Below are 21,829 nucleotides of genomic sequence, written 5' to 3'. Positions count from 1 at the left end.
ATTTTTGTACCTTTGTCGCCCAATTTCAAAAAAATGAAGCGATTTCTCTCCTTTTTAGCATTCAGTTTTGCTGTAATCTTCAGCAACGCTCAGGCTCCGGCAGGATATTACACTGCCGCAAACGGGTTAACGGGCGCCCCTCTCAAAACCGCGCTTAAAAACATTATCACAGCCAACCACAACCCAGGAAGCTACAGCGGATTATGGACAGCATATCAGACCACAGACCGCGACAATGCGCCAGGAGTTCTGGGGCTTGAAAATGACAACAGTATCCTTGATATCTACTCTGAAAACCCTAACGGTGTAGACCCTTACAATTACGTCAGCACAAGTTCGCAGTGCGGAAATTACGGCGGCGAAGGTGACTGCTACAACAGAGAACACATTGTACCGCAAAGTCTCTTCAACGAAGCTTCTCCGATGGTTTCAGATATACATTTCATCAGAGCAACCGACGGATATGTAAATAATGCAAGAGGTAGCCTCCCTTTTGGTGTGGTGGGCGTTACTAATTATATCTCACAAAATGGATCTAAAAGAGGTAATTCTGTTTCTGCGGGTTACTCCGGAACCGTATTTGAACCTATTGATGCTTTCAAAGGGGATGTTGCAAGAATGATTTTCTATTTTGTAACAAGATATGAAACCCAGCTATCAGGATTTTCTTCAGGAAATATGCTTGGTAATTCTGCTTTTCCAGGCCTTCAGACGTGGGAGCTCAACCAGCTTTTGGCGTGGCATAACGCAGACCCGGTTTCACCTAATGAAGTTATAAGAAATAATGCTTCCTACACATATCAGGGAAACAGAAATCCTTTCATAGACAACCCGTCTTATGCAAATGATATTTGGGCGCCAAGCACTGACACTCAGGCTCCAACTGCTCCAACAAATCTTGCAGTTACGGCAACTACCACGAATTCAGTTTCTCTAAGCTGGACTGCCGCTACAGACAACATAGGCGTTACAGGATATAACATTTATGTAAACGGTACTTTCTATTCTACCGTTACAGGTACTACTGCAACTGTTTCAGGACTTGCATCCGGCACTACCTACTCATTCTATGTCATTGCAAAAGATGCGGCCAATAATCTTTCGCCTCAAAGCAACACCGTTCAGGCAACAACAGTTTTAGATACCCAAGCACCTACAGCGCCTACAAACCTTGCTGCAACAGGAAGTTCAAGCAACTCAGTTTCTTTAAGCTGGACAGCTGCTACAGACAATATTGCTGTTACAGGATATATGATTTACGTTAACGGAACTCTTCACTCTACAGTTTCTGGAACCACAGCTAACGTATCCGGTTTAGCACCGTCAACTGCATACAGCTTCTATGTGATTGCTACAGATGCCGCCAGCAACCTTTCTCCTCAAAGCAATACCGTGCAGGCCAGCACTACAGCAATTCCACCAGGAGGATCAACCTGTGGAACAGAAGATTTCTCGGCCATGCCTGCCAATGCAAGCAACTACGCTATTAGAACGTGGACGAGCAATGGAATCACCTGGAATGCAACAGACGCAAGAACAGACCAGACGATTAACGGACGTGCGGTGGTTATCCGAAACGGTAATCTCACAAGTTCTACTCTTTCAGGTGGAGTAAACAGTGTTACTGTATCCACCAGATTACCATTCACAAATGATTCATCCGGAACACTTACCTTAAAAATCAACGGAACTACTGTAGGCACAATACCTTACAGTTCTGTGGTTCAGACCACAACAATAAGTAACATCAACATTTCTGGAAATGCCGTGATCTCAATCACTTCAACCGGCGATCGTGTTGCGATTGATGATCTAAGCTGGACTTGCGGTAGTTTAAGCACAAAAGATCTTATCGTTGAGAAAACTCAGTATCAACTTTATCCAAATCCGGTAAAAAACTACCAGATATTCATTAAAGGTGAAAAACTGGATAATATTAAAACTGCTGAGATTTATAACTTAAACGGTCAGCTTTTAAAGAAAATTGAAAAACCGTTTGTTCATTCCAATAAAATCGACGTAAAAGACCTTTCCAACGGAGTTTATATTCTGAAAACTGATCAATTCTCTGCAAAATTCATCATCGATTAATCTTAAACCAAATTAAACATCAAAAGACCGGCATTTTCCGGTCTTTTTTTTATTTTTGAAACATGGAAGGCAAACAACAACTGGGGCTGGTAGGACGGAACATCTCCTACTCTTTTTCTAAAAAATATTTTGAAGATAAATTTCAGAAACTGATGATTCACAATCATTCTTACAACATTTTTGATCTGCAGAATATTGAAGATGTGAATACGCTTTTCAGTAATCCCGAACTTTTAGGTTTCAACGTTACGATTCCTTACAAAGAAAAAATTATTGATTTTTTAGATGAACTAAGCGATGAGGCAAGAGAAATCGGCGCTGTAAACTGTGTAAAAATCAGCGACGGAATAAAAAAAGGCTACAATACTGATGCTGCAGGTTTTCATAAGACTCTGCTTCTTCACATCAAGCCTCACCATCAATCTGCTATGATTTTAGGAAACGGAGGTGCGGCAAAAGCGGTAAAATATGTTTTAGACCAAATGAAAATTCCTAATATTACCGTTGCAAGAAGCTCTGACGAATATAATTTTGAAAATATTTCTGCTGAAACGGTAAAAAATTATCAGTTAATAATTCAGACAACACCTGTAGGAACTTTTCCGCATATTGATGACTGCCTGGATTTTCCTTTTGACGGAATTACGCCCCAACATTTGATTATCGATCTGATTTACAATCCAAATTATACAAAATTCATCATAAATGCTTCTGAAAAAGGAGCGAAAACAGCAAATGGATTTTATATGCTTGAACAACAAGCAGAAAAAGCATGGGAAATTTGGAGTAATCAAAAAAAATAGTATAAATTAGTACTCTGTTATGCTTTTTTTACATTTTAGAAAGAATGCAGTACCAATACACATAAAAGATTTGATATGACTACAGAAAATAACTTTTCTGAAAACGAAGAAAAGAACATCAATGATCCTCACACAGAGGAAATTATTCCGGTGCAGAACGATACAGCATATCAGGAAACTGAGGCAGAGCATCACGAGGAGCCTGAGCAGGAACTCAATCTTTCCGATTCTCTGAAAGAAATGGAAAGCATCATCAATACTCCCAATGCAGGCGAACAGTACAAAAGATTTAACTTTCTGAAAGAAAAAGCAAATCACTTCATTCATGACGAGGTGGAAGACAAAAAACATGAGTACACAGACGGAGGTAATGCTCCCGAGACATTCAGCTTTCAGCATCCACAGCAGTCCAGATTTAACGCTCTGGTTCATATTTTCAGAGAAAAACATGATGATTACCAGAAAGATCAGGATGAAGAACAGCACAAAAACCTTGCGCACAGGCAGTCAATCATCGAAAGACTGAAAAATCTTTACACCAATTCTGAACCTGGCGTTAATCTTTTTAAATCCATCAGAGAAGTAAAAGAAGACTGGTCAAATGCAGGGCAGGTTGCAAAGTCTGAATTTAAAATCCTGAACAACAACTACTTTCATCATCTGAACCAGTTTTATCAGATGCTTGATCTCAATAAAGAATACCTGGAGCAGGAATATGCTCACAATCTTGAAAAAAGACAGCACATCATCGAGCGTGCAAAACAGCTGGAAAATGAGCCGGTAATTCAAAAGGCACTGAACGAGCTGCAATACCTCCACAAACTCTGGAAGGAAGAAGCAGAGCCCGTTGCCGAAGAATTCCGTGAAAAGACATGGGATGAATTTAAGGAGATTTCAAATAAAATTCACGAAAGAAAATCTGAACTTTCTGCCGCTATTGAAACAGAGCAGAACGAAAATTTAGAAAAGAAAAACAATATTATTGAGGAAATTAAAAAACTTTCTCAAACTGCTGAAAATGCCAATCACAATTACTGGCAAAACGCGATCAGAAAAGTTGAAGATTTACGTACAGAATTTTTAAAAACCGGGAGCGTTCCAAGAAAACTTTCTAATCAAAACTGGAATGACTTCAAATCTACCTTACGCAGTTTCAATACCACAAAAAACTCATATTACAAATCTCTGAAAGGTTCTCAACAGACTAATCTGGACGAAAAACTGAAGTTAATTGCAACTGCAAAAGACAATATGAACAGTGAAGACTGGGATGTAATTGTTCCCCTTTTCAAAAAACTTCAGGAAGACTGGAAAAAAATTGGTCACGTACCGAAAAGTATGACCAATAAAATCTGGGAAGATTTCCGTGAAGCCTGTAATACCTTCTTCAATAATTACAGGGAAAAAAGCAATGTGTCTAACGACAACTGGAAAGAAAACTACAAAACCAAAAAAGCTTTGCTGGACGACCTTAAACTGGTAACCGATGAAGAAGGAAGTGTAGAAAAAATTGAAAGCATCAAAACTGCCTGGAATAATATTGGTAAAGTGCCAAGAGATAAAATCGGGATCAATTCTGAATTTAATAAAGCTTTGAGAGAAAAACTGAAGCTTAATAAAATGAATGAGCTGGAGCTGAAGGAAGAAGGCTTATCTGAAAACCAGCTTACGGATAAGGCAAGAAAAATAAAGACTCAGATTTCTGAATTGGAAGGTGAAATTGTAAAGCTGGAAAACAACCTGGCATTCTTTACCAAACCAACGAGAGAAAACCCTCTTTTGGCAGATACTTACAACACATTAGACAGTAAAAAAGCCCATCTGGAAACTTTAAAACAGAATCTTCACACCATCATCAGCGGTGAATAATTTCTGAAAAACCTAATACGGGCGGAGCAAAGCAATTTGTCTTCGCCTTTTTTAATTGTAAAAATGAACGACGAATTTTACATTCAACGCTGTATTGAGCTTGCCAAAAAAGCTTTGGGAAAAACCTACCCCAACCCCATGGTTGGAAGTGTAATTGTGCACAACAACAGAATTATTGCCGAAGGTTACCACCAAAAAGCCGGCGAACCGCATGCTGAAATCAATGCCATCAGTTCGGTAAAAAATAAGGAACTGATTTCTGAAAGCACCATTTACGTTTCTCTCGAACCGTGCGCTCATTTTGGAAAAACACCGCCGTGTGCTCTGAAAATTATTGAGCTTGGCTTTAAAAAAGTAGTCATCGGCGCTATGGATTCTCATGATAAAGTAAACGGAAAAGGCAAAAAGCTTATTCAGGATGCCGGTATTGAAGTAGTGTCTGGAGTTTTAGAAAAAGAATGCATTGAGCTCAATAAAAGATTTTTTGCTTATCACGAAAAAAAACGTCCTTATATTGTTCTGAAATGGGCAGAATCTGCGGACCGGTTTATGGATCAGGATTTTAAACCAACTCAAATCAGCAATACTTTAACGAAACAGTTTGTACATCAACTCAGAAGTGATGAACACGCGATTCTTATAGGAACTATGACAGCTTTAAGAGACAATCCCAGTCTTACAACACGGGAAATTCAAGGCAGAAATCCTGTAAGAATACTTATTGATATCGATCTGAAAGTTCCTCCGCATTACAACATTTTCAATAATGAAGCTGAAACTTTGGTTTTCAATACAGTTAAAAATGATGAGGCCGGAAATGTGAAATACATCAAAACATCAAGAGAAAATTTTATCGGGAATTTAATTGCAGAACTTCATGAACTCAACATTCAGTCGATGATTGTAGAGGGTGGCAGAATGGTTCTTCAGCAGTTTATTGATGCTGATCTCTGGGATGAAAGTATTGTGATTAAAAACAACAGTCTGGTTTTAAAAAACGGTACAAAAGCTCCGGAATTTGAGAACCAGCCTTCCCAAATTCAAAGTTTCAGAGACATTATCATTGAGTTCCATATCAATAAAAACTAAGCGGGCGAAATAATGTTGTACGAATATAAAACGATATCAAAACCGATAGAAAATACGATCCTCAAAGAAAAAGGCAGCAAATTTATCGGCTTCGCATTTCCTGTTGCTACTGAGGCAGAACTGAAAACTGCGTTGGAGAAAATTCGTGGCGAGCATCCCAAAGCAACACATCACTGCTACGCTTTTAGAATGGGTTTCAATGGTGAAAACTACCGTGCCAATGATGATGGCGAGCCTTCAGGAAGTGCCGGTTTACCCATTTACAATCAGCTTTTAGCCAATGAAATCACTAATGTTCTTGTAATTTCGGTAAGATATTATGGCGGAACTAAACTCGGCGTTTCAGGTTTGGTAAAAGCATATAAAGAATGTGCTAAAATCACTTTGGAAAATGCTGAAATCATCACCAGAGAATTAGAAACTGAAATAAGAGTACAGTTTAATTTTGATCAGCAGAACGTAATTTTCACATTACTTACAAAATTTGATGCAAAAATTTTAAGTTTTGAAACACTGGAAAACTGTAAGATAAAAGCTTCTGTAAAACTTTCAGATAAAGAGAATCTGGCAGACAAATTATCAGAAATGCAGCATATTTCATTTGATTTTGATGATAAATTCATGTTTCTGGCGAGTGACAACCAAAAAAAATCCTGAAAACGTTATTTCAGGATCAGTCTGTTTATTTTTATCTCAGGATTTTTCAGTCTCTTCTTCCACCCATTAAAAGTGACGCAAAATATAACAACTGGGCTAAAGATCCCAGTGCAGCTACCAGATAAGTTCTTGCTGCCCATTTTAAACTATCCTGTACACCCACATATTCTTCAGAAGTTACAGTGCCGGTATCTTTCAGCCATTTCATTGCTCTATTGCTCGCGTCATATTCTACAGGAAGTGTAACGAAAGCAAAAAGTGTGGTTAAAGCAAACATGATTACACCTGCGAAGAGAAGGATTCTATTCCCACTCATCGCCATCAGAATAATACCTCCCATAATTACAAACTGCATCAGATTTGAACTGATACTTACCACAGGAACAAGCTTTGATCTTAGCTGCAACATGGAATATCCTACAGCATGCTGCACTGCGTGACCACATTCATGAGCTGCAACAGCCGCTGCGGCAGCATTTCTCTGCATGTATACAGCTTCAGATAAATTTACTGTTTTGTTCTCAGGATTGTAGTGATCGGTAAGCTGGCCAGGGACAGAAATAACCTGTACGTTATGTATTCCGTTGTCAGAAAGCATTTTTTCAGCTACCTCCTTACCGGAAAGTCCGTTTCTCAGATGAACCTGTGAATAATGTTCAAATTTAGATTTTAATCTTGAAGAAACCCACCAACTGACCAACATTGAGATTCCTATAATGATATAATAGCTTGTCATTTTTTGCGCTTAATTTTAAAATAAGTTTATGACTACACTATGTAAAAATTGTGCCAAAGTTTACGCTTAAATTTTTTATATTTGTGGTTCTATTTAGCCGAAAACTATGTCTGAAGTTTCCATTTTTGAAGTAAAAACTCCCGAAGATTTAAAGCAGTTTGTAAAGTTTCCAATGGAATTGTACAAAAACAATCCATATTATGTTCCGTCCTTTATTAAGGATGAAATTAATGTCTGGAATCCCAAAGAAAATCCTGCACTGAATTATTCTGAAGCGAAACAGTTTTTAGCAAAAAAAGAAGGCAAAATCGTGGGTAGAATTGCCGTGATGATTAACCGTAAAGAAGAAAAAGAGCTTGGCATCAGAAAGGTGCGCTTCGGGTGGATTGATTTTATTGATGACAGACAGGTTTCAAAAGCTTTAATTGATACGGCAGTTAATTACGCCAGGTCACACCAAATTGACAACATTGAAGGCCCAATGGGTTTCACAAACTTAGACAAAGCAGGAATGCTGACTTTTGGTTTTGAGAAAATAGCAACGATGATTGGGATTTACAATCACGAATACTATCATCAGCATATCGAAGAACTCGGTTTGGTAAAAGAAAAAGAATGGGTAGAATTTGAAATGAATTTCCCTAAAGTACTGCCACCAAAAGTTGAAAAATTCAGTTCATTAATAGCTGAAAAATACAATCTGAGAGTTTTGGATTTCAAAAGCAAGGAAGAAATTTTACCTTATGTAAAACCAATGTTTAAACTGCTTGACGAAACGTACAAACATCTTTCTACCTACACTCCTATCACAGAAGAGCAAATTCAGACCTACAAAGAAAAATTCTTCCCGATGATTGCCAAAAACTATGTGATCTGCGTGGTTGATGAGCATAATGAGCTTATATCTTTTGCCGTAACAATGCCTTCTTACTCCAAAGCCCTGCAGAAATCTAAAGGCAAACTTTTTCCGTTTGGATGGTGGCATTTTATGCAGGCTCAGAAGAAAAATGACCGCGCCAATTTCTATCTTATCGGTATTCACCCTGAATATCAGCGTCGTGGCGTGACGGCAATTATTTTCAAAGAAATATTCGTCCGTTTCAACAGTATGGGAATCGATTTTGCAGAGACAAACCCGGAGCTGGAAGAAAACAAGAGCGTTCAGGTTTTATGGCAGGACTATAATCCAACCAATCATAAAAGAAGAAGAACGTACGCCATAAAATTCTGACATGAAAGTACATCTGATCATTTTCGCGGTTTTAATTGCAGGTTTTGTGGTTTATAACTTTTTTTTCGTTTTGCCGGACGAAAGAATGCACATTTTATTTAACATCGTTTATGCAAGTGTACTTTTCGGATACATTTCTTTTGTTGCATTTACAGTATTAAAAAAGCTCAGAAAATAACACTATTTTTAATAATTCTAAATTATGCTTTTTCTTCATAATGAAGCGACATTTAGTATGATTAATTTCACCCTTTCTTGTTTATTGCCTAAATTTGCAACTTGAGATAATAATGTAAAAATGAATTTACCAGAAAATTACATTCCAATCCTTATTCAAGCGGGTGTAGCTATAGGATTTGTGGCGATTTCGCTACTAGGCGCTCACTTTTTAGGACCAAAGCAGAAAAAAGGAAATTCTGCAAAAAACCAAAGCTGGGAATGCGGTGTGCCTGTAGAAGGTAATGCGAGAACGCCATTCTCAATTAAATATTTCTTGACCGCAGTGCTTTTTGTACTATTCGATATTGAAATCGTATTTTTTTATCCTTACGCTGTAAACTTCAGAGAATTCGGTTTCGAAGGGTTTTTTGCGGTGCTCACATTCGTTGCGATTTTCTTCCTGGCATTTTTTTATGTCTGGAAACGAGGCGCGCTGGACTGGGATAAATAAGGTATCAATTTTAAATAAGACTTTTAGATTAACTCTATCAAATCTTAGTTAACATAATAACAGATTTGAAATCTAAATTAAAATCTTTAAAATCAACAAAATGTCAGATCAAAAACCAATTATAAGAACAGATGCACCAGCTCCGGAAGGATTTGAAGGAGAAGGATTTTTCGCAACGAAATTGAGCAGTGTCATCGGGATGGCAAGAAAGTTTTCACTTTGGCCTTTACCATTCGCTACTTCATGTTGCGGAATCGAGTTCATGGCTACGCTAAACCCAACCTATGATGCATCCAGATTTGGTATGGAAAGAAACTCTTTCTCACCAAGACAGGCAGATATGCTGATGGTTTGCGGAACTATTTCTAAAAAATTAGGTCCTGTTTTAAAAGAAGTTTACACTCAGATGGCAGAACCGAAATGGGTGGTTGCCGTAGGAGCATGCGCTTCCAGCGGCGGTATTTTTGATACGTATTCGGTTCTTCAGGGGATTGATAAAATTATACCTGTAGACGTTTATGTTCCAGGCTGTCCGCCAAGACCGGAGCAGATTATTGAAGGGGTGATGCAGGTTCAGGCTTTAGCAGAAAGTGAAAGCATCAGAAGAAGAGATACACCGGAATATCAGCATTTATTAGACTCTTACAACATCGACAACTAAGGAATAATGACGAACGAATTTGTATTAGAAGCACTCTCGAGAGAATTTCCGGAATCTGTAATTTCAAGTTCAGAACCTTATGGAATGCTTACTGTGGAAGTAAACAAAGATGATATTAAAAAAATAATTCATTACCTTAAAGATTCTTCTCTTGGAATTAATTTCCTTACCGATGTCTGTGGAATCCATTACCCGGAATTTCCCGAAAAAGAAATCGGTGTGGTTTATCACCTGCAAAACATGATGACCAACTTTAGACTTCGTTTAAAGATCTTCATGTCTAGAGAAAACATCGAAGTTGATTCCTTAACAGAATTATACGCCGGTGCCAACTGGATGGAAAGAGAAACATTTGATTTCTACGGAATTAAATTTAAAGGTCATCCAGATTTAAGACCTATTCTGAACATGGAAGATCTTGGCTATCATCCAATGCTGAAAGAATATCGTCTGGAAGACGGAACACGAACAGATAAGGACGACGCGATGTTCGGAAGATAAAAATATAAATGATTAATGATGATTGATGAATGATCAATTATCACTTATCAATTATCAATTATATATTATGAAAGACAACTCATTATCTAATATACTTAACCAACACGACAGTAACGAGCAAATTGACGGGCAATTATACACCCTGAATCTGGGACCTACTCACCCTGCGACACACGGAATCTTCCAAAACGTTCTTACCATGGACGGCGAGAGAATTCTCCATGCTGAGCAAACTGTTGGTTACATCCACAGAGCTTTTGAAAAAATTTCTGAAAGAAGAAATTATGCTCAGATCACTACACTTACTGACCGTATGAACTATTGTTCAGCTCCGATTAATAATATCGGATGGCACATGACTGTAGAAAAACTGATTGGTGTAAAAGTTCCGAAACGTGTAGATTATATGCGTGTTATTTTAATGGAATTGGCGAGAATCGGTGATCACTTAATCTGTAACGGGGTAACCGGAATGGATGCAGGTGCAATTACAGGTCTTACTTATATGTTCATCGAAAGAGAGCGTATTTATGATATGTACGAGCAGATTTGTGGAGCGAGGATGACAACCAACATGGGAAGAATCGGAGGATTTGAAAGAGATTTCACTCCAAAATTCCATGAGTTGCTGAAAGATTTCTTAAAAACTTTCCCTGCAAGATTTCAGGAGTTCTGTAATCTTTTGGAAAGAAACAGAATCTTTATGGACAGAACCATTGGTGCAGGAGCAATTTCAGCTGAAAGAGCTTTAAGTTACGGGTTTACAGGTCCGAATTTACGTGCAACAGGGGTTGATTATGATGTAAGAGTTGCAGAACCTTATTCTTCTTACGAAGATTTTGATTTCATCATTCCTGTAGGAACTTCTGGTGATACTTACGATCGTTTTATGGTTCGTCAGCAGGAAATTTGGGAATCTTTAAAAATCATCAACCAAGCCTACGACAATTTGCCTGAAGGACCTTTCCACGCAGATGTTCCTGAATTTTATCTTCCTGAAAAAGCCGATGTTTACAAAAAGATGGAAGCTTTAATTTACCATTTCAAAATTGTAATGGGAGAAACTGATGTTCCAAAAGGAGAAGTTTATCATGCTGTCGAAGGTGGTAACGGAGAATTAGGATTTTATCTGGTAAGTGACGGAGGAAGAGCACCTTACAGACTGCATTTCAGAAGACCTTGTTTCATTTATTATCAGGCTTATCCTGAGATGATTACAGGTTCGGTAATTTCAGATGCCATCGTAACGATGTGTAGTATGAATGTGATTGCGGGAGAATTAGACGCATAAAATTGTAGAAAGTACAATGTAGTAATGTATAATGTACTTGAAAATATAAATAGTTAAATAATTACCCAGTACTCTGTACTTCGTATATTTTACAACTAAATAGTTCCAAAAAGAACTTTTTAATTAAAATAAATTTAGAATTGAGCTTTTGAATCTCAAATTTCAAACCTCAAATTTCAAATCAGATAAAGATGAGCGAAACAATAGCTTTTAAACCGGAAAGTTTACAGCAGGTCCATAAAATCATGGCAAGATATCCTGAGGGAAGACAAAAATCTGCTCTTCTTCCTGTGCTTCACATTGCGCAGAAAGAATTCGGAGGTTGGTTAGACGTTCCTGTGATGGATTATGTTGCTGAATTATTAAGTATTAAGCCAATTGAAGTGTACGAAGTAGCCACTTTCTATACCATGTTTAATATGAAACCTGTTGGTAAATATGTTTTGGAAGTATGCAGAACCGGACCTTGCATGGTTTGTGGAAGCGAAAAAATATTAGACCACATCAGAACCAAACTGAACATTAAAGACGGTGAAACAACTGCAGACGGAATGTTTACATTAAAACCAGCTGAATGTCTGGGTGCTTGTGGTTATGCTCCAATGCTACAGTTAGGAAAGTTCTATCACGAAAATTTAACCATAGAAAAAGTTGACGAAATCCTTGATCTTTGCAGAGAAGGACAGGTTGATTTGGGGTAAATAAATTTTAAACTAATTAAAAAAAGCGCACAGCAAATAGCCAAAAGCTAGAGGCCATACGCTAAAAGCATATTAAAATGAGTAAAAAACTTTTACTTAAAGACGCACATGTAGAAGGCATCCGCTACTTTGAAACTTACCGTAAGCAGGGAGGTTACACAGCAGCAGAAAAAGCCTTTAAAATGACACCGGAAGAAATTCTTGAAGAGGTAAAAACTTCAGGTCTTCGTGGTCGTGGTGGTGCAGGTTTCCCAACAGGGATGAAGTGGAGCTTTCTGGCAAAACCAGAAGGCGTACCAAGACACTTGGTTGTAAATGCAGATGAATCTGAGCCGGGAACTTTTAAAGACAGATATTTAATGGAATTTCTTCCTCATCTTTTGATTGAGGGAATGTTGATTTCATCTTTCGTTTTAGGTTCAAATGTTTCTTATATCTACATCCGTGGAGAATATTCATGGATTCCTGATATTTTGGAAGAGGCAATTGAAGAAGCTAAAGCTGCAGGATTTTTAGGTAAAAACATCCTCGGAACTGGTTTCGATTGTGAAATTTATGTTCAGAGAGGTGGTGGCGCTTATATCTGCGGTGAAGAAACTGCTTTGCTGGAATCTCTTGAAGGAAAAAGAGGTAATCCAAGATTAAAACCACCCTTCCCGGCTGTAAAAGGACTTTGGGAAAGACCAACTGTGGTAAACAATGTTGAATCTATAGCGGCAATTGTTCCTATCATCGAAATTGGAGGAGCAGAATATGCTAAAATTGGCGTTGGAAGATCTACAGGTACAAAACTAATTTCTGCCTGCGGAAACATCAACAAACCAGGAGTTTACGAAATCGACATGACCATTACGGTAGAAGAATTCATTTACTCTGATGAATATTGTGGCGGAATTCCAAACGGTAAAAAGCTGAAAGCGTGTATACCTGGAGGAAGTTCAGTTCCGATTGTTCCGGCAAATTTATTGTTGAAAACGGTAAACGGTGAACCAAGATACATGAACTATGAATCTCTTGCTGACGGTGGTTTTGCTACCGGAACAATGATGGGTTCAGGAGGTTTCATCGTTTTGGATGAAGACCAGTGTATCGTGGAACATACCATGACTTTAGCAAGATTTTACAATCACGAAAGTTGCGGACAATGTACTCCTTGCCGTGAAGGAACGGGATGGATGTACAAAATTTTAAAGAAAATTGAGAAGGGAGAAGGTAAAATGGAAGACATCGATTTACTTTGGGACATCCAGAGAAAAATCGAAGGAAATACGATCTGCCCATTGGGTGATGCAGCAGCGTGGCCTGTAGCAGCAGCGATTCGTCACTTCAGAGATGAATTTGAGTGGCATATTAAAAATCCAGAATTGTGTTTAACACAAAATTACGGTCTGGCAAATTATGCAGACCCGATTCCTGTTGCAGCGAGTAATTAATAGAGATTGACATTTTGAAAAAGATAATTGCTGTAGGCCTTTTGTTGTCGAATTTTGTTTTTGGTCAGGTTACTGCAGAAAAAAAAGATATCAATCCTTTTAAAAAAGGATCTGTGATGGCGTTTTGGGGTTGGAATAATGCAAAATATTCCAAGTCAGACATTCATTTTAAAGGTGATGGTTATGATTTTCAGTTGAATGATGTCATTGCCAGTGACAGACAGACCAAATTTTCTTGGGGAAAGTATTTTAATCCCGGAAGCATTACGATTCCGCAGGTAAATTATAGGATTACCTATTTCCCAAAAGATAATTTTGGAATTACCTTAGGAATGGATCACATGAAATATGTAATGGATCAAAACCAGACTGTAGATTTCAAGGGATATATTGATGATCCGAAATATGCAGGAATGATTAATAACAGTAAAGTAGACCTGAGTGGAAGCAATTTTTTAACATTCGAACACACCGATGGTCTTAATTATATCAATATCGGCGCACAGAAATATCATAATGTGCTGGACAGGAAAAATATAGATGTTTTCTTGAGTTATGGAGCAGGAATTGGAGCATTATTGCCAAAATCAAATGTTCAGCTGATGGGCAACGCAAGGAGCGACAGATTTCATCTGGCAGGTTTTGGAACCGATGTGAGAGCAGCAGTTTCGGTAGTTGCAGTAAAACATATAGTTTTGCAGGCTGAAGGCAAATTAGGCTACATCAATATGCCGGATATAAAAACTACCCTGAACAATAAGCCGGATAAGGCTTCTCAGGATTTTGTGTATGCACAGTTCAATTTTGGAATTGGCTATACATTTAATACGAAAAAGTATAATTAAAATATAGCTTAATAGCTAACAGCATAGAATATGAGCGAAGAGATTAAAAAATTCAAAATAACGATAGACGGACAGACTGCTGAAGTTTTGCCTGGCACTTCTATTTTGGAAGCTGCAAGACAAATCGGTGGAAAATCTGTTCCTCCGGCAATGTGCTACTACAGCAAACTGGAAACCAGCGGTGGAAGATGCAGAACATGTTTGGTGGAAGTTTCCAAAGGTTCAGAAGCAGATCCGCGTCCTATGCCAAAATTGGTAGCAAGCTGCAGAACGAATGTGATGGACGGAATGGAAGTGAAAAACCTTTCTTCTGAAAAAGCTCAGGAAGGCAGAAAAGCGGTTACCGAATTCTTATTGGTAAACCACCCTTTGGATTGTCCGGTTTGTGATCAGGCAGGAGAATGCCATCTTCAGGATCTGGGTTACGAGCACGGAAATCTTGAAACCAGAACTGAATTCGAAAGAAATACTTATGATGCAGACGATTTAGGTCCGAACATCAAATTGAATATGAACCGTTGTATCCTGTGTGCAAGATGCGTTTTGGCAGCCAATCAACTCACTGGCGAAAGAGAACACGGAATTTTATTCAGAGGAGATCATGCTGAAATTTCAACCTACTTGAATAAAGCTTTAGATAATGACTTCATAGGAAACGTAATCGACGTTTGTCCGGTGGGAGCATTAACAGACAGAACAGCCCGTTTTACAAGCAGAGTTTGGTTTACAAAGCCAATGAACGGTTCTTGTAAATGTGATAAATGTTCTGGAAAAGCTACTGTTTACCTTAAAGGTGACGAAGTGGTAAGAGTAACCGCAAGAAAAGATCAGTGGGGAGAGGTTGAAGAATTTATCTGCGACACTTGCCGTTTCGAAAGAAAATCTCTTTCAGACTGGAACATTGAAGGACCAAGACATATCGACAGACATTCGGTGATTTCATTAAACCATTACGAGAAGCCTAAAGACGAATTGAGAGTTTTAGACAATCCGATGGCGAAGGAAATCAGCGAAAAAGACGAAAAATAATGAAGTTTGAAGTTTAAAACTGAACGTTTATATCCAGATTCAAACATCAAAACTTAGAAGATAAAATTTGATCAAGATGACGAGTTAGTGCGACGAATTGCAAAACTTCCAGCTCCCCGCTCCCATCTTCAAACATTTAAATAAAACAATGGATTTAATTACATTTAAATTAATACTTGTATTTGCACTTTTCCTGCTTTCATTAACGATTGCAGCCTACTCTACCTGGGCAGAAAGAAAAGTGGCAGCCATTATGCAGGACAGAATCGGGCCAAACAGATCAGGACCTTTCGGCTTGCTGCAGCCACTTGCGGATGGTGGTAAATTTTTCTTCAAAGAAGATTTTACACCAGCCAATGCTGAAAAGTTTCTTTTCGTACTGGGACCTGCGTTGGTGATGTTTATCTCATTAATTACCGGAGCGGTTATCCCTTGGGGAAAAACCTTAAATATTGGTGATGTTTCCTATGATCTTCAGGTTGCTAATATTGATGTAGGTGTGCTTTTTATTATCGGTATGGCTTCTATCGGAGTTTACGGAATTATGATCGGTGGCTGGGCTTCCAACAACAAGTATTCTCTTTTAGGTGCAATCCGCGCTTCTTCGCAGATGATTTCTTACGAATTGGCTATGGGTCTCGCATTACTTTCTATCATTATGATGACAGGAAGTCTAGATTTAAAAGTAATTACCGAAAATCAGACTGAAGGAAAACTTTGGGGAATTATCCCTATCGGTTCAGGAATGAACTGGAATATTTTCTACCAACCGTTAGCTTTCTTAATATTTTTCGTTGCAGCTTTGGCAGAAACCAACCGTCACCCTTTCGATTTACCTGAATGTGAATCTGAATTGGTAACAGGTTATACAACCGAATATTCATCAATGAAATTAGGTTTATACATGTTCGGTGAATACGTGAATATGTTTATTTCCAATGCTTTCATGGTGGTTCTTTTCTTTGGAGGTTACAACTATCCGGGAATCGAGTGGGTTACTCAAAACTGGGGAGAAAATACAGCAGGAATTATAAGCATCGTAGCCTTTTTAACAAAAACAGTTATCGGAATCCTGATCTTCATGTGGATCAGATGGACGTTGCCAAGATTCAGATACGATCAATTGATGCACTTAGGATGGAAAACTTTAATTCCATTGGCATTGGTAAACTTAATGATTACAGGAGCGGTTATACTTGCTTTCGGTAATTAATTTGAAAATGAAATAATTTGAGAATTTGAAAATGGGGATTTGATATTAAACATCCCATTTCCAAGTTCTGACAGAAATATAAATTTGAAAAATGAGCTGATGAGAAAGCAGCGATGAGATAACTTCCATCACCCAGCTTCCATCTTCCAACATTTAAACAATAGAAAATGAAATTAACCAACAGATCAAAAGTTGTTTCGAATAAAGAGATGACCCTTGCTGAAAAAATCTACCTTCCGGCGATTTTTAAAGGAATGGGGATTACTCTCAAACATGCTGTGAGAACCGTTGTAAAGCGTGCTCCGAATGTTTATTCTTATCCGGAAGTACAGAAACCGAGAGCAGATATCTGGAGAGGTCAGCACGTTTTGAAGAGAGACGAAGAAGGCAGAGAAAGATGTACAGCCTGTGGTTTGTGTGCCGTGGCTTGTCCTGCGGAAGCGATTACAATGACTGCTGCAGAGAGAACCAGAGAAGAAAAAGATCTTTACAGAGAAGAAAAATATGCATCGGTATATGAAATCAACATGTTGAGATGTATTTTCTGCGGTATGTGCGAAGAGGCTTGTCCTAAATCTGCAATCTATCTTACAGACCGTTTGGTGGATGTAGAAACCAACAGAGGCTCTTTCATTTACGGTAAAGATAAATTGGTAGAAAAAATAAATGAAAGGATTGATATTACTGAAAGACAGTCCGAGAAACAAAAAAATGCGGTAAAATAATGGATCAGTTTTTATTTTTCTTGGTGGCGTTTTTAGCAGTGGCAAGTGCGGTTTACTTCGTGTTTGCAAAAAATCCTTTATATGCTGTTCTGTCATTAATTGTTACAATGTTTTCAATCGCCGGAATGTATGTTCTTCTGAATGCACAGTTTTTGGCGATCATCCAGATCATCGTTTACGCAGGTGCGATCATGGTTTTGTTCCTTTATATACTAATGATGCTTAATCTTAATAAAGAAGACGAAAGTAAGAAGTCCGGTACTTTAAAATTCATCGGAGTTTTTACTGCAGGTTTGCTTTTGATCGGTATTTTAGGTGTTTTCAGAGGAATCGATCAGAAACACGTGGTTGTTGCCAATGTAGATAAAGGTGTCGGACTGACAAAAAATTTGGGAAGACTTTTATTTAACGAATATGTTTTGCCGTTTGAGCTTGCATCCATCCTTATTCTGGCTGGTATTGTAGGTGCGGTGTTAATCGGTAAAAAAGATTTATAAAATTATGGGAGAAGTAAATACATTTATGCAAAGCATTCCCTTAGAGTACTTCATTATTCTTTCGTCTGTATTGTTCAGCTTAGGAGTTTTGGGCGTATTGGTAAGAAAAAATGCGATTGTAATGTTGGGTTGTGTAGAGCTAATGCTAAATTCTGTAAACCTTTTACTGGCTGCATTTTCAGCGTATAACGGAAACAGCGACGGACAGCTTTTGGTATTCTTTATCATGGTGGTAGCTGCTGCCGAAGTTGCGGTGGGTCTTGCAATTATTGCGATGCTTTACCGAAATACCCGTTCTGTAGATGTTAGTATATTTAATAAATTAAGAGGATAAGAATGGAAAATTTAGTGTATGCGATAATACTTTTACCTCTTTTAGGGTTTCTCATCAATGGCCTTTTCGGGAAAAACCTTCCTAAAATAGTTGTCGGTTCTTTGGCTACAGCAATGGTTTTCGGATCATTTGCAATTGCCGTTTATTTATTTTTAAATTTTGATTCTGAAAGCCAGCCACAGGTTTTTACAGCTTTTGAATGGTTCAGAGTAAATGGTATTCAGATTAATTTCGGTTTCCTTATCGATCAGCTTTCTTTAATGATGGTGATGATCATTACAGGGATAGGATCTTTGATTCACCTCTACTCTATCGGATATATGAGTCATGATAAAGGTTTCTATAAGTTTTTTACTTATTTAAATCTCTTCATCTTCTCCATGTTGCTTTTGGTAATGGGAAGCAACTACCTCATCCTCTTCATCGGATGGGAAGGTGTAGGACTTTGTTCTTATCTCTTGATCGGATTTTGGTACACCAACGAAGAATATGGTAAAGCAGCAAGAAAAGCTTTCATCATGAACAGAATCGGTGACCTTGCTTTATTAATTGGGATCTTTATGATTGCATCGCAGACCAACGCGATCGATTATCTTTCTATAAAACAAAACGCCGGACAGTTTGAATTGGACGGAACGATTATCATCTTTATCACAGCGAGTTTATTCATAGGAGCAACTGGAAAATCTGCTCAGGTTCCTTTGTACACTTGGTTGCCTGATGCGATGGCAGGTCCAACGCCGGTTTCTGCTTTGATTCACGCAGCGACGATGGTAACGGCGGGTATTTATTTAGTAGTGAGATCAAACTTCTTATTTACATTAGCACCAACCGTTCAGGGTGGAATTCTTTTCATCGGATTCTTAACGGCAGCGTTGGCTGGTTTCTATGCATTGAGACAAAACGACATCAAAAAAGTACTGGCATATTCTACAGTTTCACAGCTTGGTTTTATGTTTATTGCTTTAGGTTTGGGAGCTTATACAACGGCGATGTTCCACGTAATGACGCATGCTTTCTTTAAAGCTTTGATGTTCCTTGGAGCTGGTTCTGTAATTCACGCAATGAGCAACGAGCAGGATATGCGTTTCATGGGAGGTTTAAAAAAATATATTCCAATTACACACTTTACATTCCTTATCGGAACTTTGGCCATCTCAGGATTCCCTTTGCTTTCAGGGATGATTTCCAAAGACGAAATTTTGGTTGCCGCTTTTGCTAAAAATCCAATGTATTGGGTATTATTATTCATTTTGGCAGCAACAACCGCAGCATATATGTTCAGACTGTATTATTTAACCTTCCACGGGGAGTTCAGAGGTACTGAAGAGCAGAAACATCATTTACATGAAAGTCCGTCTACGATGACTTTACCGTTGATCGTTCTGGCTATCTTTTCAGTTTTGGGTGGTTTAATCAATCTTCCTCACTTCATTGGTCACGGTCATTATGCTAAACTGCTGGAATGGCTGAAACCGGTTCTTACAGAAGAAAGCTACAAGCAAATGGAAGCTACTTTATCTGGAGTTCCTTTCGGTACAGAAATGATTCTTTTGGGAGCGACAGTTGTAATGTTCTTCACAGTTTGGTTTATCGTAAAAAACATTTATGTAAATAAAAAGAAACAGGCTTTGCCGGAAGACCAGTATACTGGATGGGAAAAGCTTTCTGCTAAAAAACTGTATGTAGACGAACTTTACAATGCTTTAATTGTAAAAACGTTTGAAGGACTGGGACGTGGCGGAAAAATGTTTGATAAAAGCGTGCTGGACAAGGTTGTTGACTTCGTAGGCGAAGGTGCTGAAGACAGCGGAAGATCTATGAAGCGTATTCAGAACGGAAATGTAGAAACCTACATTCTCATCATGTCTTTAGCTGTGGGAATTATATTGATTGTTAACTTTATATTACAATAATGTCTTATTTACTATTAACATTATTACTTTTACCTCTTGTAGGTTCGGGAATAGTCTTTGCCTGGAAAAATGCTTCCAGCAAATATGTAGCATTGGCGATTGCCCTTGTACAAATGCTTCTAACTTTCTACGTGGCTGCGGATTTCGATTTTGCGCCTACCGTAGACAGCGTGTTGCAGTACGAAATCAATTATCCTTGGTCTCAGTTTATCAAAAGTACGCTGCATTTCGGGATTGACGGGATGAGTTTGCTTCTTTTGTTGCTGACCAACATTTTGATGCCGATCATCATTCTTTCATCTTTCAATGAAAATGTAAGCTACAGAAACTCTTTCTACGGTTTAATATTATTGATGCAATTTGGTCTTATCGGAGTTTTCACTTCTTTAGACGGACTGTTATTCTATATTTTCTGGGAAGTTACTTTGATTCCGATCTGGTTCATTGGTGCTCTTTGGGGCCAGGAAAACAAGAGATTTGAATTCACTACAAAATTCTTCGTGTATACTTTCGTAGGATCTTTATTTATGCTTGCAGGATTGATCTATGTTGGAATTCATTCTGCTTCATTTGCACTTACAGATTTATATAATGCCAATTTGGGAGACACACAGCAGGTAGTTGTTTTCTGGATGATTTTCTTTGCTTTTGCAGTGAAACTTCCGGTTTTCCCTTTCCACACCTGGCAGCCGGATACGTATACCTACTCTCCTACTCAGGGATCGATGCTTTTATCAGGTATTATGCTGAAAATGGCGATCTACGGAGTTCTCCGTTATTTATTACCAATCACACCATCTGCTATTTTAGGAATCAGCGGACAGATTGTTATTATTTTAGCGATTGTAGGAATTGTACACGGTGCTTTAATTGCGATTATTCAGACTGATATGAAGAGAATCATTGCTTATTCATCATTCTCTCACGTAGGTTTGATGGTAGCTGGAATCTTTGCTTCAGCTGTTGTTACTTTAAGAGGAACTTTCAATGTGGAAGGTGCTGAAGGTGCTCTGGTACAGACTTTCGCTCACGGTATTAACGTTGTCGGACTTTTCTACTGTTGTGATATTTTATACAAGAGATTCAAATCAAGAGACATCAGACAAATGGGTGGACTGGCAAAAGTTGCTCCTAAATTTGCGGTTCTTTTCCTAATCATCATTTTAGGTTCAATGGGCGTTCCGTTGACGAATGGTTTCATCGGTGAATTTATCCTTATTAAATCTATTTTCAGCTTTAATGTTTTAGCAACCGTTATTGCCGGACTTACAGTTATTCTTTGTGCAGTTTATCTTTTAAGATTCTATGGGAAAGCAATGTTCGGGAAAGGTGATGATGCTGTCTTGAGTACGGCGAGAGATCTGTCGGCAGTAGAGTTTTCGGTTTTGGCAAGCATTGCTGTGTTTGTAATCGTGATGGGTATTTTCCCTCAGCCAATTATCGATATGGTTGGAAGTTCTGTACAGTTTATTTACAAATCTTTAATTTCTTAAGAAATAAGATTACGTACATAAATTTTAATTAAATAATCTAAAAA

The 21,829-nt window shown here is 38.2% G+C and carries 22 protein-coding genes; 21 read left to right on the top strand and 1 reads right to left on the bottom strand.

Features of this window, described 5'->3' with window-relative positions; genetic code table 11:
• The first annotated feature begins 33 nt into the window (after positions 1 to 33).
• The 5 genes from ASG31_RS15880 (at position 34) to ASG31_RS18410 (ending at position 6,509) form a co-directional block, all read left to right on the top strand.
• Positions 34 to 2,091 (top strand): endonuclease, encoded by a 2,058-nt coding sequence (locus ASG31_RS15880; protein ID WP_056034980.1) that lies wholly within the window; start codon positions 34 to 36, stop codon positions 2,089 to 2,091.
• A gap of 62 nt (positions 2,092 to 2,153) precedes the next feature.
• Entirely contained in the window at positions 2,154 to 2,894 is a 741-nt protein-coding gene (locus ASG31_RS15875; RefSeq protein ID WP_056034977.1) for a shikimate dehydrogenase family protein, read from the top strand.
• Positions 2,895 to 2,969: 75 nt separating this feature from the next.
• A complete protein-coding gene (locus tag ASG31_RS15870) occupies positions 2,970 to 4,763 on the top strand; it encodes a DUF349 domain-containing protein (protein ID WP_056034974.1) in 1,794 nt (597 codons plus the stop codon).
• 63 nt (positions 4,764 to 4,826) lie between these two features.
• Entirely contained in the window at positions 4,827 to 5,852 is a 1,026-nt protein-coding gene (ribD, locus tag ASG31_RS18415; RefSeq protein ID WP_056034971.1) for a bifunctional diaminohydroxyphosphoribosylaminopyrimidine deaminase/5-amino-6-(5-phosphoribosylamino)uracil reductase RibD, read from the top strand.
• Between the two features lie 12 nt (positions 5,853 to 5,864).
• On the top strand, positions 5,865 to 6,509 hold the full coding sequence (locus ASG31_RS18410; protein WP_056034969.1) for an IMPACT family protein: 645 nt from the start codon (positions 5,865 to 5,867) through the stop codon (positions 6,507 to 6,509).
• A 46-nt stretch (positions 6,510 to 6,555) separates the two neighbouring features.
• Here the strand turns inward: ASG31_RS18410 and ASG31_RS15855 are convergent, their stop codons facing one another.
• Complete coding sequence (locus tag ASG31_RS15855) at positions 6,556 to 7,245, bottom strand: zinc metallopeptidase (RefSeq protein ID WP_056034968.1); 690 nt, start codon at positions 7,243 to 7,245, stop codon at positions 6,556 to 6,558.
• Between the two features lie 106 nt (positions 7,246 to 7,351).
• Here ASG31_RS15855 and ASG31_RS15850 point away from each other — a divergent pair, with 106 nt between their 5' ends.
• The 16 genes from ASG31_RS15850 to ASG31_RS15780 all read left to right on the top strand — a co-directional run bounded on the left by ASG31_RS15850 (position 7,352) and on the right by ASG31_RS15780 (position 21,785).
• Positions 7,352 to 8,476, top strand: a complete 1,125-nt coding sequence (locus tag ASG31_RS15850) for a hypothetical protein (RefSeq protein ID WP_056034967.1) — start codon at positions 7,352 to 7,354, stop codon at positions 8,474 to 8,476.
• 1 nt (position 8,477) lies between these two features.
• Positions 8,478 to 8,654 carry a hypothetical protein gene (locus tag ASG31_RS18660; RefSeq protein ID WP_185113226.1) on the top strand — a complete coding sequence of 59 codons (177 nt, stop codon included), beginning with the start codon at positions 8,478 to 8,480 and terminating at the stop codon, positions 8,652 to 8,654.
• A 120-nt stretch (positions 8,655 to 8,774) separates the two neighbouring features.
• Positions 8,775 to 9,146, top strand: a complete 372-nt coding sequence (locus tag ASG31_RS15845; protein ID WP_056034965.1) for an NADH-quinone oxidoreductase subunit A — start codon at positions 8,775 to 8,777, stop codon at positions 9,144 to 9,146.
• Between the two features lie 100 nt (positions 9,147 to 9,246).
• Positions 9,247 to 9,807, top strand: a complete 561-nt coding sequence (locus tag ASG31_RS15840) for an NADH-quinone oxidoreductase subunit B (protein WP_056034962.1) — start codon at positions 9,247 to 9,249, stop codon at positions 9,805 to 9,807.
• A gap of 6 nt (positions 9,808 to 9,813) precedes the next feature.
• Positions 9,814 to 10,308 carry an NADH-quinone oxidoreductase subunit C gene (locus tag ASG31_RS15835; RefSeq protein ID WP_056034959.1) on the top strand — a complete coding sequence of 165 codons (495 nt, stop codon included), beginning with the start codon at positions 9,814 to 9,816 and terminating at the stop codon, positions 10,306 to 10,308.
• A 67-nt stretch (positions 10,309 to 10,375) separates the two neighbouring features.
• The gene (nuoD, locus tag ASG31_RS15830) at positions 10,376 to 11,599 is read left to right on the top strand and encodes an NADH dehydrogenase (quinone) subunit D (RefSeq protein WP_056034956.1); all 1,224 of its coding nucleotides are present in this window, start codon (positions 10,376 to 10,378) and stop codon (positions 11,597 to 11,599) included.
• Between the two features lie 191 nt (positions 11,600 to 11,790).
• Positions 11,791 to 12,300 carry a complex I 24 kDa subunit family protein gene (gene nuoE / locus ASG31_RS15825; protein ID WP_047447219.1) on the top strand — a complete coding sequence of 170 codons (510 nt, stop codon included), beginning with the start codon at positions 11,791 to 11,793 and terminating at the stop codon, positions 12,298 to 12,300.
• 77 nt (positions 12,301 to 12,377) lie between these two features.
• The gene (nuoF, locus tag ASG31_RS15820; protein ID WP_056034953.1) at positions 12,378 to 13,733 is read left to right on the top strand and encodes an NADH-quinone oxidoreductase subunit NuoF; all 1,356 of its coding nucleotides are present in this window, start codon (positions 12,378 to 12,380) and stop codon (positions 13,731 to 13,733) included.
• Between the two features lie 14 nt (positions 13,734 to 13,747).
• On the top strand, positions 13,748 to 14,578 hold the full coding sequence (locus ASG31_RS15815) for a hypothetical protein (RefSeq protein WP_056034950.1): 831 nt from the start codon (positions 13,748 to 13,750) through the stop codon (positions 14,576 to 14,578).
• 30 nt (positions 14,579 to 14,608) lie between these two features.
• Positions 14,609 to 15,607, top strand: coding sequence for a 2Fe-2S iron-sulfur cluster-binding protein (locus ASG31_RS15810; protein ID WP_056034948.1), 999 nt, complete (start codon positions 14,609 to 14,611; stop codon positions 15,605 to 15,607).
• 148 nt (positions 15,608 to 15,755) lie between these two features.
• Positions 15,756 to 16,820 carry an NADH-quinone oxidoreductase subunit NuoH gene (gene nuoH / locus ASG31_RS15805; RefSeq protein WP_056034945.1) on the top strand — a complete coding sequence of 355 codons (1,065 nt, stop codon included), beginning with the start codon at positions 15,756 to 15,758 and terminating at the stop codon, positions 16,818 to 16,820.
• A gap of 167 nt (positions 16,821 to 16,987) precedes the next feature.
• A complete protein-coding gene (locus tag ASG31_RS15800; RefSeq protein ID WP_056034942.1) occupies positions 16,988 to 17,545 on the top strand; it encodes a NuoI/complex I 23 kDa subunit family protein in 558 nt (185 codons plus the stop codon).
• On the top strand, positions 17,545 to 18,042 hold the full coding sequence (locus ASG31_RS15795; protein ID WP_056034939.1) for an NADH-quinone oxidoreductase subunit J: 498 nt from the start codon (positions 17,545 to 17,547) through the stop codon (positions 18,040 to 18,042). The genes ASG31_RS15800 and ASG31_RS15795 overlap by 1 nt, the downstream gene beginning before the upstream one ends.
• Positions 18,043 to 18,046: 4 nt before the next feature.
• Positions 18,047 to 18,376 carry an NADH-quinone oxidoreductase subunit NuoK gene (gene nuoK / locus ASG31_RS15790; RefSeq protein ID WP_056034936.1) on the top strand — a complete coding sequence of 110 codons (330 nt, stop codon included), beginning with the start codon at positions 18,047 to 18,049 and terminating at the stop codon, positions 18,374 to 18,376.
• Between the two features lie 2 nt (positions 18,377 to 18,378).
• Positions 18,379 to 20,292, top strand: a complete 1,914-nt coding sequence (gene nuoL, locus ASG31_RS15785) for an NADH-quinone oxidoreductase subunit L (protein ID WP_056034933.1) — start codon at positions 18,379 to 18,381, stop codon at positions 20,290 to 20,292.
• A complete protein-coding gene (locus ASG31_RS15780) occupies positions 20,292 to 21,785 on the top strand; it encodes a NuoM family protein (protein ID WP_056034930.1) in 1,494 nt (497 codons plus the stop codon). The genes nuoL and ASG31_RS15780 overlap by 1 nt, the downstream gene beginning before the upstream one ends.
• Positions 21,786 to 21,829: the final 44 nt, after the last annotated feature.

This window comes from Chryseobacterium sp. Leaf404, from assembly GCF_001424145.1.
In the GTDB taxonomy this organism is placed as follows: Bacteria; Bacteroidota; Bacteroidia; order Flavobacteriales; family Weeksellaceae; genus Chryseobacterium.
Note: the sequence above shows the minus strand (reverse complement) of the source record. Positions and strands in the feature narration are given on the sequence as shown.

What these genes read in the sequence shown, in the direction of transcription:
- ASG31_RS15880 (WP_056034980.1), top strand. Translation starts at nt 34, where the DNA reads ATGAAGCGATTTCTCTCCTTTTTAGCATTCAGTTTTGCTGTAATCTTC.
- ASG31_RS15875 (WP_056034977.1), top strand. Translation starts at nt 2,154, where the DNA reads ATGGAAGGCAAACAACAACTGGGGCTGGTAGGACGGAACATCTCCTAC.
- ASG31_RS15870 (WP_056034974.1), top strand. Translation starts at nt 2,970, where the DNA reads ATGACTACAGAAAATAACTTTTCTGAAAACGAAGAAAAGAACATCAAT.
- ribD (WP_056034971.1), top strand. Translation starts at nt 4,827, where the DNA reads ATGAACGACGAATTTTACATTCAACGCTGTATTGAGCTTGCCAAAAAA.
- ASG31_RS18410 (WP_056034969.1), top strand. Translation starts at nt 5,865, where the DNA reads ATGTTGTACGAATATAAAACGATATCAAAACCGATAGAAAATACGATC.
- ASG31_RS15855 (WP_056034968.1), bottom strand. Translation starts at nt 7,245, where the DNA reads ATGACAAGCTATTATATCATTATAGGAATCTCAATGTTGGTCAGTTGG.
- ASG31_RS15850 (WP_056034967.1), top strand. Translation starts at nt 7,352, where the DNA reads ATGTCTGAAGTTTCCATTTTTGAAGTAAAAACTCCCGAAGATTTAAAG.
- ASG31_RS18660 (WP_185113226.1), top strand. Translation starts at nt 8,478, where the DNA reads ATGAAAGTACATCTGATCATTTTCGCGGTTTTAATTGCAGGTTTTGTG.
- ASG31_RS15845 (WP_056034965.1), top strand. Translation starts at nt 8,775, where the DNA reads ATGAATTTACCAGAAAATTACATTCCAATCCTTATTCAAGCGGGTGTA.
- ASG31_RS15840 (WP_056034962.1), top strand. Translation starts at nt 9,247, where the DNA reads ATGTCAGATCAAAAACCAATTATAAGAACAGATGCACCAGCTCCGGAA.
- ASG31_RS15835 (WP_056034959.1), top strand. Translation starts at nt 9,814, where the DNA reads ATGACGAACGAATTTGTATTAGAAGCACTCTCGAGAGAATTTCCGGAA.
- nuoD (WP_056034956.1), top strand. Translation starts at nt 10,376, where the DNA reads ATGAAAGACAACTCATTATCTAATATACTTAACCAACACGACAGTAAC.
- nuoE (WP_047447219.1), top strand. Translation starts at nt 11,791, where the DNA reads ATGAGCGAAACAATAGCTTTTAAACCGGAAAGTTTACAGCAGGTCCAT.
- nuoF (WP_056034953.1), top strand. Translation starts at nt 12,378, where the DNA reads ATGAGTAAAAAACTTTTACTTAAAGACGCACATGTAGAAGGCATCCGC.
- ASG31_RS15810 (WP_056034948.1), top strand. Translation starts at nt 14,609, where the DNA reads ATGAGCGAAGAGATTAAAAAATTCAAAATAACGATAGACGGACAGACT.
- nuoH (WP_056034945.1), top strand. Translation starts at nt 15,756, where the DNA reads ATGGATTTAATTACATTTAAATTAATACTTGTATTTGCACTTTTCCTG.
- ASG31_RS15800 (WP_056034942.1), top strand. Translation starts at nt 16,988, where the DNA reads ATGAAATTAACCAACAGATCAAAAGTTGTTTCGAATAAAGAGATGACC.
- ASG31_RS15795 (WP_056034939.1), top strand. Translation starts at nt 17,545, where the DNA reads ATGGATCAGTTTTTATTTTTCTTGGTGGCGTTTTTAGCAGTGGCAAGT.
- nuoK (WP_056034936.1), top strand. Translation starts at nt 18,047, where the DNA reads ATGGGAGAAGTAAATACATTTATGCAAAGCATTCCCTTAGAGTACTTC.
- nuoL (WP_056034933.1), top strand. Translation starts at nt 18,379, where the DNA reads ATGGAAAATTTAGTGTATGCGATAATACTTTTACCTCTTTTAGGGTTT.
- ASG31_RS15780 (WP_056034930.1), top strand. Translation starts at nt 20,292, where the DNA reads ATGTCTTATTTACTATTAACATTATTACTTTTACCTCTTGTAGGTTCG.